At 41.6% G+C, this 14710-nt stretch carries 14 protein-coding genes; 4 read left to right on the top strand and 10 right to left on the bottom strand.

Going from position 1 to position 14710, the window contains the following annotated elements:
- Positions 1-23 precede the first annotated feature (23 nt).
- The 6 genes from ACC612_RS04970 to ACC612_RS04945 all read right to left on the bottom strand — a co-directional run bounded on the left by ACC612_RS04970 (position 24) and on the right by ACC612_RS04945 (position 6103).
- Positions 24-1454, bottom strand: a complete 1431-nt coding sequence (locus ACC612_RS04970; protein ID WP_371853359.1) for a nucleotide sugar dehydrogenase — start codon at positions 1452-1454, stop codon at positions 24-26.
- A 23-nt stretch (positions 1455-1477) separates the two neighbouring features.
- Positions 1478-2410 carry a UDP-N-acetylglucosamine 3-dehydrogenase gene (locus ACC612_RS04965; protein WP_371853358.1) on the bottom strand — a complete coding sequence of 311 codons (933 nt, stop codon included), beginning with the start codon at positions 2408-2410 and terminating at the stop codon, positions 1478-1480.
- 3 nt (positions 2411-2413) lie between these two features.
- Entirely contained in the window at positions 2414-3493 is a 1080-nt protein-coding gene (locus ACC612_RS04960; protein ID WP_371853357.1) for a DegT/DnrJ/EryC1/StrS family aminotransferase, read from the bottom strand.
- 45 nt (positions 3494-3538) lie between these two features.
- Complete coding sequence (locus tag ACC612_RS04955) at positions 3539-4204, bottom strand: DapH/DapD/GlmU-related protein (RefSeq protein ID WP_371853356.1); 666 nt, start codon at positions 4202-4204, stop codon at positions 3539-3541.
- 81 nt (positions 4205-4285) lie between these two features.
- Complete coding sequence (locus ACC612_RS04950) at positions 4286-4837, bottom strand: metal-dependent hydrolase (protein ID WP_371853355.1); 552 nt, start codon at positions 4835-4837, stop codon at positions 4286-4288.
- Between the two features lie 123 nt (positions 4838-4960).
- A complete protein-coding gene (locus ACC612_RS04945; RefSeq protein WP_371853354.1) occupies positions 4961-6103 on the bottom strand; it encodes a hypothetical protein in 1143 nt (380 codons plus the stop codon).
- Positions 6104-6308: 205 nt separating this feature from the next.
- Here ACC612_RS04945 and ACC612_RS04940 point away from each other — a divergent pair, with 205 nt between their 5' ends.
- Positions 6309-7481 carry a hypothetical protein gene (locus ACC612_RS04940; protein WP_371853353.1) on the top strand — a complete coding sequence of 391 codons (1173 nt, stop codon included), beginning with the start codon at positions 6309-6311 and terminating at the stop codon, positions 7479-7481.
- A gap of 16 nt (positions 7482-7497) precedes the next feature.
- On the opposite strand, the gene ACC612_RS04935 is transcribed toward ACC612_RS04940, so the two are convergent.
- Positions 7498-7899 (bottom strand): hypothetical protein, encoded by a 402-nt coding sequence (locus tag ACC612_RS04935; RefSeq protein ID WP_371853352.1) that lies wholly within the window; start codon positions 7897-7899, stop codon positions 7498-7500.
- Between the two features lie 265 nt (positions 7900-8164).
- Positions 8165-9460: a phenylacetate--CoA ligase family protein gene (locus ACC612_RS04930; RefSeq protein WP_371853404.1), complete on the bottom strand. Its 1296-nt coding sequence runs from the start codon at positions 9458-9460 to the stop codon at positions 8165-8167.
- Positions 9461-9764: 304 nt separating this feature from the next.
- Here ACC612_RS04930 and ACC612_RS04925 point away from each other — a divergent pair, with 304 nt between their 5' ends.
- Positions 9765-11996: a CDC48 family AAA ATPase gene (locus ACC612_RS04925; RefSeq protein WP_371853351.1), complete on the top strand. Its 2232-nt coding sequence runs from the start codon at positions 9765-9767 to the stop codon at positions 11994-11996.
- Positions 11997-12067: 71 nt separating this feature from the next.
- Entirely contained in the window at positions 12068-12778 is a 711-nt protein-coding gene (locus tag ACC612_RS04920; RefSeq protein WP_371853350.1) for a DNA alkylation repair protein, read from the top strand.
- Between the two features lie 56 nt (positions 12779-12834).
- Here ACC612_RS04920 and ACC612_RS04915 read toward each other — a convergent pair whose 3' ends face one another.
- Both ACC612_RS04915 and ACC612_RS04910 read right to left on the bottom strand, forming a co-directional pair.
- Positions 12835-13539 carry an LrgB family protein gene (locus ACC612_RS04915; RefSeq protein ID WP_371853349.1) on the bottom strand — a complete coding sequence of 235 codons (705 nt, stop codon included), beginning with the start codon at positions 13537-13539 and terminating at the stop codon, positions 12835-12837.
- Complete coding sequence (locus ACC612_RS04910; protein WP_371853348.1) at positions 13532-13888, bottom strand: CidA/LrgA family protein; 357 nt, start codon at positions 13886-13888, stop codon at positions 13532-13534. Before ACC612_RS04910 ends, ACC612_RS04915 begins: the two co-directional genes overlap by 8 nt.
- 171 nt (positions 13889-14059) lie before the next feature.
- On the opposite strand from ACC612_RS04910, the gene ACC612_RS04905 reads away from it, so the two are divergent.
- Complete coding sequence (locus ACC612_RS04905) at positions 14060-14659, top strand: isoprenylcysteine carboxylmethyltransferase family protein (protein ID WP_371853347.1); 600 nt, start codon at positions 14060-14062, stop codon at positions 14657-14659.
- Positions 14660-14710 lie beyond the last annotated feature (51 nt).

Here is a 14710-nt window from a genome sequence, read left to right as displayed (position 1 = left end):
TAAAAAAGTAAAAAGGAGAAAGGTCACTTTAAGGGGTGACTGTTCTTGTCTCCTCTTCCTATTCCCTTGTAAACAAAACCTGCGTTGATGAACTTGTCAGGATCTACCACATTACGGCCATCAATGACCAGAGGCTGCTTCGTGCCCATCTTCTGCTTAATTTCAGCAGGTGTCAGGCCGAAATATTGCTTGTGACCTGTGAAAACAACAACTACATCAGCTCCAGTCAATACTTCATCAATATTAGCATGTATCTCTAAACCGGGATAGTGAAGTACATGAGGATCGTGTACCTTTATCTCACAGCCAGCTGCCAGAGCAAGGTCCCTGTATAGTTCTGATGGTGGATTACGGGCATCGTCAGAGTCATTAAGGAAAGCCCATCCAAGCATTGCGATCTTGATACCTTTTGGCTTTTTGCCAACTCTCTCCAGAGCCTTAACGGTAAGATTGAACATATGCTTAGGCATGAAATCATTAACCCTTCTGGCAAGTACATAGATTGATTCAGCATCTTCCGGATAATCCAGTGGTTCTGTACCAAGGGTGACACCACGCTCCAGGTGATAAGTATCCTTTGTCAAACAGTGTCCACCGACTCCTGCACCGGGATAGAGAATGGCTCTAGTGATGCCTTCGCCTTTAAGGCTTGCAACACCTGCACGGACATCGTATACATTAATGCCCATAGCTTCACAGTACAGAGCAAGCTGGTTAACTGCTGCTATCTGCAAGTCTCTGAAAGTGTTCTCAGCGGTCTTAGTGACCTCGGCAGCAGTAGCTGTCATGGGTATGACTTTACCCTTAGTAAGCACTGGGGTGTATAACTCAACTGCACGCTTGGTACACACATCGTCAATACCACCAACTATTCTGTCATGCTCTCTTATGTTCTGCAACAGCCTTCCAACCATTACCCTCTCAGGAGCATGGGCAAGCGCAAAGTCCTCGCCTGCAACAAGACCAGATTCTTTTTCAAGGATCTCTCTTGCCATACCAACGGTAGTGCCTGGAGTAATTGTTGACTCAAGCACTACAAGCATGCCTTTCCTTAGATTCTTACCGACATTTGTGATGCCCTCTATAAGTGCACTGAAATCCGGTGACAGGCTTTTTGGGTCTTCAAAGGGTGTCTGGATAGCCAACGTAACAGCATCAAGCTCGCTTATCTTTGAGAAATCAGATGTACAGGTGAATTTCCCTGCCTTTGTGACCTTTTTCAACAGATCTTCAAGTCCGGGCTCCTCACCTTTGAGAGGACTCTCACCTTTGTTAAGCATATCGATCTTGTAGCCTGATGAAGATGAAGCTCTCTGGAAACCAAATACATGATCAAAACATGGAGCATCTGCAAACAATGCAGCTGCGGGGATACCTACATATCCCATACCGATAACACCTATTTTCTTTATCGGTCCTTTCTCTTTAAGGATCTTTTGTAACTTTTCACTCATTAGAATCACTTTCCTTTTTCGTTTTAGATATCTATAACTTTTTCTTCGTGATATGATGTTATAGCAGCCATACATGCCTGAAGGGCATGTTTTCCATCCTCACCATTTGGATGTGGCTGTTCTTTATTTGCAACACAGCGTACAAAGTATTCAAGCTCATTAAGCAGTGGCTCTTTTGATTCTACCTTTGCCTCACGGACCCATTCCTTGTCATGGAGCACAACAGATTGTTTTATGTAATCAAGATATGCCACACCCGCAACACCTACAGCAGTAAGGGTACGCACTTTGTGTGGTGTGAGCCAGTTAACGTCCACAAGGCCTGAGTAATCATGATCAAAACGTAGGTGAATAGACGCATGGTCTTCAGAAGAATGAATGTTAGCTCCTGCAATTGTGTAAACCTGATCGATCTTCTTACCGTATAGATAAGATATAATATCAACGTCGTGGACACCAATGTCCAGAATAACACCTACATCCCTTATTCTGGGATTATAAGCACCTACCCTTCTGGTGGAAATAGATACGATCTTACCTAACAATCCGGAATCTATTATCTTCTTAAGCCTTATCACAGCAGGATTGAATCTCTCAATATGTCCTACCATGAGCATTAATCCCCTTTCCTTAGCAGCATTGATCATCCGATCTGCATTTTCAACAGAATCTGCAATAGGTTTTTCAACAAGAACATTGGCACCGGCATCAAGAGCATCCAATGTGACATCTGCATGCATTTTGGTGGGTACTACAATGCTTACCGCATCCAGACCCTGAGCAAGCAGCTTCTTATAATCTGTATAAGGTGTAGTTTTGAAAGTGCTTGCAAGCTCTTCTACAACTTGCTGATTTACATCGGAAATACCGACAAGTTCGACACCTTCCATCTCACTGTAGATCCTCACATGGTTCTTACCCATGGAACCTACACCAATGACTCCTACTCTAATCATGTTTTACCTCAGGTCCCATTCCTTTATAGCTGTAATGACAGTGTTTATGTCAGCATCCGATAATCCGGGATGTACTGGTATAGACAATACTTCACGGGATGCCTTTTCACTGTTAGGGAAACTACCTGCAAATCCCATCTCTTTGTATAAAGGCTGTTGATGAATACAAAGAGGATAATATGTACCTGTACCTATATCCTTTGCTTGAAGTGTATCGCGCAATGAGTCACGGCGAGGAGTACGGATTGTATATTGGTGATATACATGAGAGCAGTGCTCTTTCTCTACCGGTAATATAATGTTCTTGGTATCCTTCAGACCATTTGAAAGCTTTTTGGCATTCTGCCTTCTCTTTTCAGTAAACTCTGCCAGCCTTCCCAGTTGTACGATACCTATAGCCGCAGAAATATCGGTCATACGGAAATTGTAACCAATCATCTCATGCAGATAACGCTGTTTTGAACCATGTGCCCTGAGCATACGTGAACGGGCTGCAATATCCGGATCATCAGTGGTAATAATACCACCTTCACTGGTGGTCATGTTCTTGGTAGGATAGAAACTGAACGCACCAGTTCCGAAAGATCCTACCTTCTTACCCTTGTAGGTTGCTCCATGAGCCTGGCAGGCATCTTCTATTACGAGAAGATTATGGTCCTCTGCAATTTCCATGATCGCACCCATGTCAGCAGCGTGACCATACAGATGCACAGGCATGATGGCTTTTGTGCGACTGGTAATCATCTGCTGGACCTGGTCCGGCGAGATATTATAAGTATCAGGTTCAATATCTGCAAAAACGGGTTTTGCACCTGTATACACAATAGAATTAGCAGTGGCTACGAAACTGAAAGGTGAAGTTATCACCTCATCACCTTTACCTATACCATGAGCCATCAATGCCACATGCAATGCGGCTGTCCCGGAGTTCACGGCCACCGCATGACCGACTCCTGTATATTCTGCAAAGGCCTGCTCAAACTGGGCCACTCTTGGCCCTTCAGCTATTACCCCTGAACGTAATACTGCGGTGACGGCCTCGATCTCCGCGTCGTCAAGGTATGGTTTTGCGATGCTTATCATCATTATACCTCATTTAAAACTATGACTGAAACAATAGACCGATATTTATATTTTATTCAATTGCTTAAGCTTCTCCGGCAGTTCAGTGATTTTTGCAGGACATCCTATAGCAAGCTTCCAGGGCGGTACATCCTTTGTGACCAAAGCCCCTGCAGCCACCATAGATCCTTCTCCAATCTCCACTCCCGGGACAAGAGTGGCATTAGCACCAATTGATGCACCTTTGCGCAGTATCGGTCCAAGGGCAACATACTCGCCCCTTATTGGATATTTATCGTTTGCAAGTACTGCACATGGACCAATGAATACATTGTCCTCTATAGTGACATGAGTCGGAATGTAAACATTTCCCTGGATGCTGACATTGTTGCCAATCCTCACATTACCATCAATTATCACATTCGTACCCACAAGTACGCTGTTACCAATAGTTGTATTTTCCCGGATCATAGCATGATGACCGGTCTTAAAATTGTCTCCTGTTTTCACATTGCTGAAAATCGTTGTACCAGCCCGAATAAATGAATCTTTTCCGATAATGGTACCTGGGAAATCGTGATCTTCGATCTCAATTCCCTTATTTATGATCTCCATTAATATGCGATGTTCAGGATAGCCTAATGTGACATTTTCCATAACAACAGTTCCTGCACCTACAGTCGTTTTTCCATAGAGTTTGGAACTACTGTGTATCCTAATTTTTTCTCCCATTGTTATCCTCTTTAAACTTTTTATAAATTGTATATTTCTATTATTATACCATTATTAGTATATATAAGATTTCAGTCCACCTTAAGGTTTAAGGCCCTCAGATAACAAATAGAATAAATCATTCTGGCGCAAATATCTGATACCTAAGAAAACAAGGATCAATATACCTATAATTTCAGAGATGAACGCGTAATCCATAGCCGGAGTATATGCATACATAAAAACGCTTCTGAAATACCCAAGAATGCCATCATATAAGCCCGGACTACTTGGAAACTTCCAGCCTAATAAAGGCCAGAACAATGTTGCAGGTGACTCCCACATCTTATCTTCTACAAGGTGACAAAAACTGGCAGCTGAAAGGGAAAGTAACCTTGCATCCTTTTTGCTTTTCCATAGATAGAAAGCAGCACCACAAAGAAGAAAGAAAAATAATAAAGTATGCGCAAATATACGGCCATTATCAATAGTTCCTGAAAAAATCACTCTTCCTATTGGTTTATCAATTAAATCAGGAAGTAAGGAGCCAATGAGAATAGCCGCATAATCAATACGACCTTTTAAAGCGGGCAATTTCTGCTCCAGAAGCGTGAAAAGGCCTAAAGTTATCCCTAAATGTCCGAATACAAACATCGCATTAATATAATATTCTGATATAAATACGTTTATGGTTTATCGAGCTTTTAATATATTCCTATTCAGTTAAAAAAAGGATGCGAAGAGAAGATCTATATAATAAATGAAGATTCAATGAAATTATTTCCTGAACTTCATATAAAACTTCGTATAGAATGGTTCTTCTTTTCTGTATTTCTTTATCTTTGTCCAATCAGACACCTGCTCGATAAATTCTTCTTTGGACATGCCAATTTGCATTAAAAAGTCATCGAGACCTTGTACTACCCCAGGGTTTTCTAACTCCTCTAATTCTAACCTTAGAGCTTCATCCCTAGTCATTTGTCCCAATCTTATTCGATTGCTGTAATAAAATGTAGACCCTGTGACTTCCGGGAATTTAACAGTGTGTATGTAAAAAGGAATTTCATGCAGGAAACAATCTGTGTGTTCAAATGTATCCCCCGCTTTTTCCCATCCCATTTCACGAGTTATTGTCTCAAGGATTTCGGTGTAATTTGAATCTAAATAATCATATATCCCCACGTAGTCTGGAGTGATGTATTTAGGAACAAATTTATCCTTGATTCCCATAAGATTAAGTGCAGCGCCTAGATACGACTTGTAAGTTACCTTTGGCTCATGCTCCAGTAAAGAAGCACAGCCGTTCTTTACATCAATCCCTTTACAGACGTTCTGAAAGACAGTTAGATCGCCACTTTGAAAAAGTTCGGGAAAGCCACTCAAATAAGCGATCCTTCGACCATTGCCAGATACCACAATCGGTATATTAAAAGCCTCAAGGGGGAAGTAACTCACTAATCCAATACCTCTCATACATGGAACGCATACATGACCGCACTGTATTATAAAATGCTTGTAGAGTTCAAGCATTGTTTTGGGATTAACAGCATAATAGATATGATCTGCTTTTGTAGCATTTATTGCATTCTTTATGTTCTTTCTCGCATAATCAGATAAAAACCCATTATCAAAAGTTATGCACAAACATTTAAGGTTGTAGATCTTGTCACAAACATAAAGTGCATATGTACTGTCCTTTCCCCCACTAAGAGGAACCAAGCAATCATATTCAGAATTTTGCTTTTTTACTTTTTCAATAATTTCTTCAAACTGCTTTTTCTTCAGTTCTTTTACTTTATCCCAATCACCAAATGATCGGTCAAAACTGTTACAATAGTTACATACCCCATTCTCATCGAGCTTTACACTTGGTAAACTGGCAGGCAGGATACATCGAGAACATCTTACGATTTCTTCCAATACAAAACCCCCTTGTAAAAGGAATTATTTGAGGAAGTATAAAGAATTTGTGCGTTACATACTTCCATGCTCTTCGAGTTTTTTAAAAAGACTGCAATATGACCAAAATATGTAAGCTACAGATAATATTCTGAATAATGTGGCCTTGAAGAAAAAGATATAAAGAGCAATTTTAAAATTGGTTCCGAATATATAACACAAAAACATGAATACGAAAAACCTGGTACATTTGATTAATTCATCGGGCTATAAGATCGTGCTGGCTATCACAGGCGGTGGGGCAGAAGCCATCGGAGAGCTCTTAAGACATGGAGGTGGATCAGCCACCTTACTGGAAGCGATAGTACCGTACAGCCAGCAGGCAGTCGATGCATTCACCGGCAAGAAGCCTGAAAAATACAACTCAGTGCGCACCGCACGTGCGATGGCTATGGCTGCATTTCAAAAAGCAAGAATTTTGCAGCAAGAACAAAAAGAGGTTGGAAAAGTGCTGGGTATCGGCGCAACTTGTGCCCTTGCAAAATTCAATGAACGAAAAGAAAGACAGCATGAACTACACATAGCGATCCAGTCACTCCAAAACACAACAACCTATAGCATTCACTTTTTAGATGAAAGGGATAGGGAAAGCGAAGAAAGTCTGGCATGTAGACTTATCATCAATGCGTTAGCTATAGCCTGCAAAGTGGATATCGAAATAACCGACAACACTGGATTATTATCTCAGGAAAGCCCACAAATAAGAAGTGCACAAGTTACTGAAGCAATATCAAACATGCTATTGGATAAAGGCAATGATCCTGATCTAATTCCAAAGTATTTCAGGCTAAAAGAAAAAGATAAAGACATATCTCATTCCCATAAGGTCATTCTCTCTGGCTCTTTTGACCCGTGCCATAGAAAACATATTGAGATGGCAAAGATAGCATCTCAGAAATATGGCGTATCAGTACATTTTGAAATATCCCTTACCAATGTAGACAAACCACCCATGGACTACATTTCACTCGAGGACAGAATATCTTCTATACAGGAGTGTTATGATCCTGAATTTATGGGAGATGTATTCGTAACAAACACGCCTCTTTTTGCACAGAAAGCAAATATTTTCCCAGAATCCACTTTTATCCTGGGTGCCGATACTATGGAAAGACTTTTTAATGCAAAGTATTACCGTCCTCAAGATACTACACAATCTCTTTATAGGCACTTCAAAGAAAAGAGAATTGATTTTCTTGTCTTTAGCAGAAAAGGAGCTGAAATAGATATCTCACCTGAAGTCAGAGATATGATTACTATTGTTCCAGAAAATGAATACATTGATGATGGTATATCTTCCACACAAATAAGAATAGAACAGCAGCATAAACATTCTTGAAAAACAGAAAACTTTACTAGAGATATAGTTCTGCTTCAGGACATAATAATGGATATCCTTTTTCTTTATACACCTGCATGATATCGTTTTCAAGTCCACAGGCAAGCTTGTGCAGTATATTCTGTGCTTCCATTATTTTTTCAGTGCATAACTCATGCCATCTTTCGGATGACACATTATCCACTATACATTTGAAGAGATCAAGTTCCTTTGGTGTGACACATGAATGGACATTTAGGCAAGAGCACTGCTGCTCAGCTAAAAGATCAAGCATTTCTCTCAGCTTATTGCCAGTTAGCACATGGCAGAAATTATGACATAAGGGAGATACCTTTTCGTCTATGAAGTGCACCTCTGCAAGAAAGAGGAAACGCTCACATTCGTATATCCAGTCACGTATCTCATATAATTGATACATATTAGTAAGTAATTGCTATACCACAGAGTATAAAAATTTTATGGTTTAATTTGACATAGTATAGATATCGATTAAATATTAATAAGCACAATATTCACTTTACTTTTTTATTTGCAGATATGAAGTTGTTTTTAACTAATTCCAGCAAAGGATTTATGTACTATATTCCTACAGAGCAAAGGATAAAACTTTAATAGATATATAACTGAAATGAAAATTGAATAAATAGAAGATGTGGAGTAATTTGTTATCCACGCATTTTTGCCTATGAATCCCTTGCATCTATCACTCTTTTACTTTTCTTTTCACTGCGCGGCAGATCACCAATTTTCAGGCATTCCACATCCACAGAGATACCTATCAGATCATGGAAAGCTTTTCTGATGGCTTTTTCCTTTGACTGTTTGCAGGAAGCACCCTGTGCATTATTTACTTCCACACGGAAAAGCATGGATTCCTTACCGGCATCACGGGATAGAAGGATCTGGTATTCGCTGCTTACGCCTTCTAATCTGTGAGTCAGATCTTCGATCTGTCCCGGATATATATTGACCCCTTTTATCTTGATCCGGTCATCCGTGCGGCCTAAGATCCTGTCAATACGGGGAAACGGGCATCCACAAGTACACTGTCCCGGAATAATGCGTGTGAGATCCCTTGTCCTGTAACGTATGAGAGGCGCACCTTCTTTAGAGAGAGTGGTTACAACAAGTTCACCCAACTCTCCTTCTGGTAATATTTCACCTGTTACCGGATCGATGATCTCAAAATACAAAATGTCTGACCAGTAATGCAAGCCATTATGCAGGTGGCAGTCCTGTGCAATGCCGGGACCATATATTTCAGTGAGACCATATATGTCAAAGCTCTCCAGGCCTAACTCGTCCTCGATACGCATACGCATTTTTTGGCTCCATCTTTCTGAGCCGATGATACCTGCCTTGAGGTGAATTTTATCTTTTATGCCCCTCTTATTGATCTCTTCCGCAAGCAGCAAGGCATAAGAAGAAGTGCTTGCAAGAGCAGTGCAACGCAGATCCATGAGCATCTGCAGTTGTTTTTCCGTATTTCCCGGGCCCATGGGAACTGCCATAGCACCCAGCTTTTCAGCTCCAAGCTGAAAACCTATGCCTGCAGTCCATAAACCGTACCCAGGTGTGATCTGTATCCGGTCATGGTTATTTAGACCTGCCAGCTCATAGCACCTTTTCATCATATCGGCCCATGTGTCCACATCGTTCTGAGTATAAGGAATGATAACAGGTTTACCTGTAGTTCCGGATGAGGAGTGAATACGCACTACTTTTCCTTCCGGTGATGCTTGCAGACCAAGAGGATAAGCATCCCTTAGTTCTTCCTTGTACGTGAAAGGGAGTCTACTGATATCTTCAAGACTTTTGATAGCTTCGATATCCACATTCTCTTTTGAGAGCTTCTGCTTGTAGAAAGGACTATTGACAGAAACATATTCCAGCAGGGATAGGAATTTCTGAAACTGTTCCTCCTGAGAAGGTGCTGTATATTCTTTCCACACATCACATTGCATTGAGTTCGCACACATTTTGATCCCGGCCTTAATACTACCCATCAAGTTTGATGTCCTTTCATAAGCTATAATGTACGATTGTGTACTAAGCAATCCCATATAAAAGTTTTGTTTACATTCTCCGAATATCAAATAAAACTACAAGTAAGGTACAGGAAGGCTTACAAAAGAAAAGAAACAAAAAGCGTATCATATAAACTATCATGTAATGTTTTAAATATGGAACTATTATTCTAAATAGGAATATTAAATTGATTGAATACTGAATTTCTTCTGTAACAATGATTGAGAAAGTGTTTCTTAAACTGGCGGTTCACAAATGTCCGAAGAGATCATCGTACAGGTAGCACAGGCGTACCCCAGAGACGCTGGAAGAGGTATAGCCCGCCTGGAAAAAAACCTGATGCAACAATTAGGAATTACAAGCGGCGATATTATAGAGATCAAGGGAAAGGATACATGCTATGCTATCGTCTGGCCAGGCTATGCTGATGATACCGGCAAAGGAATAATCCGTATAGACGGCAATCTGCGCTACAATGCTAAAATTGGTCTTGACGAGCAGGTAACCATTAAGAAGATATTGGCTCATGAAGCAGAAAGTGTCACCCTGGCTCCCATGCAACCAGTTCAGCTTGTAGGCGGATCTCGTTTTATCCTGAGAATCATAGAGGGTAGACCTCTTTCAAAAGGAGAAAGAGTTAGAGTTGAAACGGTAAACAATCCCCTGACTTTTGCAGTACTGGCAACCAAACCCTCCGGACCTGTGGTAGTTACCCGTAACACGCAGATAATTCTCCGGGAAAAGCCTCTGGAAGAAACTACAACAAAAGACCACATCACCTACGAAGATATTGGCGGTCTCAAGCGCGAGCTTGGCATGGTAAGGGAAATGATAGAGCTACCCCTCAGGCATCCTGAGATATTTCTGAAGCTTGGGATAGATCCCCCGAAGGGTGTGCTCCTTTATGGCCAGCCAGGTACAGGCAAGACAATGATAGCCAGGGCAGTAGCCAGTGAAACTGATGCGAATTTCATATCCATCAGCGGACCTGAGATAGTATCAAAGTATTACGGCGAGAGTGAACATAAGCTGCGCCAGATGTTTGAGGATGCAGAAAAGGATGCACCCTCCATTATATTTATAGACGAGATTGATTCTATTGCCCCTAAACGGGATGAAGTGATGGGAGAAGTCGAGCGCAGGGTGGTAGCCCAATTGCTTTCACTAATGGACGGGCTGAAATCCAGAGGCAGAGTCATTGTTATTGCTGCAACCAACCGTCCTAATTCCATAGATCCTGCACTGCGCAGAGGCGGAAGATTTGACAGGGAAATAGAAGTAGGCATCCCTGACCGCAACGGCAGACTGCAGATCCTATACGTGCATACAAGAGGCATGCCTATTGAAAACGATATAGATCTTGAGCAAATAGCATCTGTAACTCATGGTTATGTAGGAGCGGATCTCTCTTCCCTGTGTAAGGAGGCTGCAATGCACGCTTTGCGCAGAATGCTTCCTGAGATGCATATAGAAGATGACATACCTCAGGAGATCATGGACAGTCTTGTAGTTACCAGAATTGATTTTGATGCAGCTTTCAAGAATATAGAACCTTCAGCCATGCGTGAGGTGTTCGTAGAGGTTGCGCATGTGCGCTGGGAGGACATAGGGGGCTTAGAGGCCGCAAAGCAGGAACTAATTGAAGCTGTGGAATGGCCTATGAAATATCCGGAGATGTTTGAGGCTGTCAATACCACACCTCCCAAAGGAATATTGCTTTTTGGTCCTCCGGGCACTGGAAAAACCATGCTTGCCAAGGCAGTTGCAAGCGAAAGTGAAGCAAATTTCATCAGTATAAAAGGCCCGGAGCTTTTGAGCAAGTACGTAGGAGAATCTGAAAAAGCGGTGCGTGATACGTTCAGAAAAGCAAAACAAGCTGCTCCAACTGTGATATTCTTTGATGAGATAGATGCAATGGCACCAGAAAGGGGCTCCAGTATCGATGTAAATGTTACAGAACGAGTGGTAAGCCAGATACTCACTGAAATAGATGGCGTGGAAGAACTCAAGGATGTTGTGGTAATAGCTGCTACAAACAGACCTGACATAATTGACCCTGCCTTGCTGCGCCCGGGAAGGTTTGACAGACTTATCTACGTGAAGCCACCTGACAAGGAAGGACGCAGGAAGATCTTTGAGATACATATTCTGGGAAAGCCCCTGGCCGATGATGTGGACCTGAATTTGCTTGCAGACATGACAGAAGGATATGTGGGTGCCGATATCGATGCTATTTGCAGGGAAGCTTCCATGCTGGCTCTAAGAACAGTTATAAAACCTGGCATGACAAGAGATGAAATGAAAGCACTGGCAAGCGATATAAGGATCTCCATGGCCCATTTCAGAAAAGCTATTGCCAGAATAAAACCCACAACTTCCAGAAGTGCTATGAACCTCTATGAAAAAGCAGCCGAGACTTTTGCACAGTATGCAGCTAACTCAGATGAAAAGAGAGATGGGAATGGAGGAGGCACTGCGTATCAGTAACTTCCACAAACCGTTAATAAGCTTTGTTCCATTTATATACATCTAAAGCACAATCCCGGGTTGGATAGCAAATGCATGAGAATCTGATATCTGAAATGAGAGAGGAACTGGTCAACAGCGCAGATGAAAAGACAAAAGAGACAGCTGCTAGGTTTTTTAAAGAAGGTATTAACTGCTATGGGGTAAAAGCAGCAGCCGTACTTAAGATAGCAGACAAGTACTTCAAACAGATAAAGAACGAAAAGAAGGATACTATCTTTTCATTGTCTGAAGATCTTCTGAGATCAGACCTGTTTGAAGAATCATCAATTGCTTTTGAATGGATTTACCGTATGCGGGAATTTTACGAGCCGGATGATTTTGAGGTTTTTGAGAGCTGGATAGGGAAATATGTTAATAACTGGGCGAAATGCGATACACTATGTAATCATTCAGTTGCAGCCTTTATCGAGTCTTATCCTCAGTACATAACCCGGCTTAAACAATGGACCAAATCTGATAACAGATGGTTTAGAAGGGCTGCAGCTGTGACTCTTGTATTGCCTGCAAGGAATGGTAAATTCCTGGAAGATGTTCTGGAAATTGCTGACAGCTTGCTCATGGATGAAGATGACCTTGTGCGTAAGGGCTATGGGTGGATGCTCAAGGAAGCAGGCAAAGCGCACCAGCAGGAGATATTCGAATACGTAATGAGTAAAAAGAATGTCATGCCTAGAACTTCTTTAAGGTATGCTATCGAAAAGTTTCCGCAAGACATGAAGAAAAAAGCAATGGAGAAGTAATATTCATTGTTGTAGCATGTAAACCTATGACAATCCATATTGCAACGGCAAAAATCTCACATAAATATCTTCGCAAGCAGAGGGGCGAGTAATACAGTGATAAGTCCTGCTATACCGATAGCCAATCCACTCATGGCTCCTTCGGTTTCCCCCAATTCCACTGCCTTGGTAGTACCCAGGGCATGGGATGAAGTGCCTATGGCAATTCCCACAGCTACCTTATTGTCTATTTTGAATAACTTACATATCATCGGACCTATCAGAACACCCGATATACCTGTAAAAACAATCCCTGCTACGGTGATAGCTGGCAGTCCGCCAAGCTGATTGGAAAGTTCTATTCCGATAGGAGTGGTGATGGATTTAGGGATCATGGAGATACTTACCAGCTCATCAAGGCCGAATAGCCTGCACATGCCAATTATGCTTAGGATGCCTGTTGCAGAGCCTATTGTAATGCCTCCTAGAATTGGCAGGATGTTCTCCTTCAGCAGATTTACTTTTTTATACAAAGGCACAGCGAGGATAACGGTGGCAGGGCCCAGGAAGTAGGATATGAACTGTCCTCCTTTATTATAATCATCAAAACTGATATGGAAACTTACAAGAAAAGCTATGATCATTAGCATGCTCAGTACCAGGGGATTGAGATAAACCAGCCCAGTCTTTTTGTAAAGCATGCTGCCCATCTGGAATGTCAGTAAGGATATGATTATTCCAAATAGAGGCGAACTTACGAGGGAAGTAATTATCTCATTCACCAGAACGCCTCCTTTTCATAAGTATCTGGACTGTGATACCCGTAGTCACTGCAATGATAATAGTAGAAACAATGGATATTATAATGAGAGGGATCCATTTACCATGTAATATCGAAAAACAAGTGATCAAACCTACTCCTGCGGGTACAAAGAAAAAGGAGAGATGCTTTAGCAGGAAATTGCTTACGTCCTCTACCATAGACAGCTTTAGAATTCCCGTCAGAAGGAACAAAAACAGGAGCAACATACCTATTACGTTTCCAGGCATTGGAAGATCCAGTGCCTTGTGAAGGAAATTTCCAAGAAAACTGACAAGAATAATAACTGCGAACTGAACAAGATACTTCATAGGAATCATTTTCAAGAGAGTAAGGGGTCTTTTGTTAGAGGAAATAGGATATTTATATTAGTGGCTTTCGGTTAGAAGGATCGATAGATGATTTGTTGCCTCGACAGCAGCACTATCTTTTCATAAATACTAAATAGAAGCCAGCCAAATAAAAAATGGGAGTAGTTTAAATTGGTTTTGTCCGTAATCATACTTGTGCTTTGTCTGGCAGAGTTTGCAGCTATCCACAGCCTCATGGCAAGTCTGCGCTTCAAGCGCTTAGCCATGCGGATCTTTGGACAAAGAGTAGAAAAGCTGTATATGCCTATATTTAGCTTCGTTGCAGTCTTAACGATATCACCGCTGGCCTACCTTTTTTACAAAAATCCGGGAGAAATCATTTACATAGTGCCCTCTCCCTGGCGTTGGGTGATGGTAGTCGGACAGTTGATTGCCGGCATCATTACCCTCAGGGCTTTTACAGATGCACCTCAAAGATTCAAAATGCGTGCACAGCTCTCTGCTCCAAATACCCCTGAAGCAGGCTCTCTTAATATCCGTGGCATTTACCGATGGGTAAGGGATCCGTTCACATTCTCCACCCTGATAATAATGGTGCTCACTCCCTTTATGACCACAAACCTGCTTGCCATATACATTGTGACCGTCGTATACCTATATCTGGGATCTCTGCACTGGGAAACAAGACTAGTGGCACAATTCGGCGACGAATATAGAGAGTATCAGAAACATGTGCATCGGATAATTCCTAAGCTGAGAGGATATCAGTAAAAAGACAGGCATAGAAACAAATTTTACTTGAATTTGATAATTGATGAGTCA

It is taken from the genome of Methanomethylovorans sp. (genome assembly GCF_041447285.1).
In the GTDB taxonomy this organism is placed as follows: domain Archaea; phylum Halobacteriota; class Methanosarcinia; order Methanosarcinales; family Methanosarcinaceae; genus Methanomethylovorans.
Note: the sequence above shows the minus strand (reverse complement) of the source record. Positions and strands in the feature narration are given on the sequence as shown.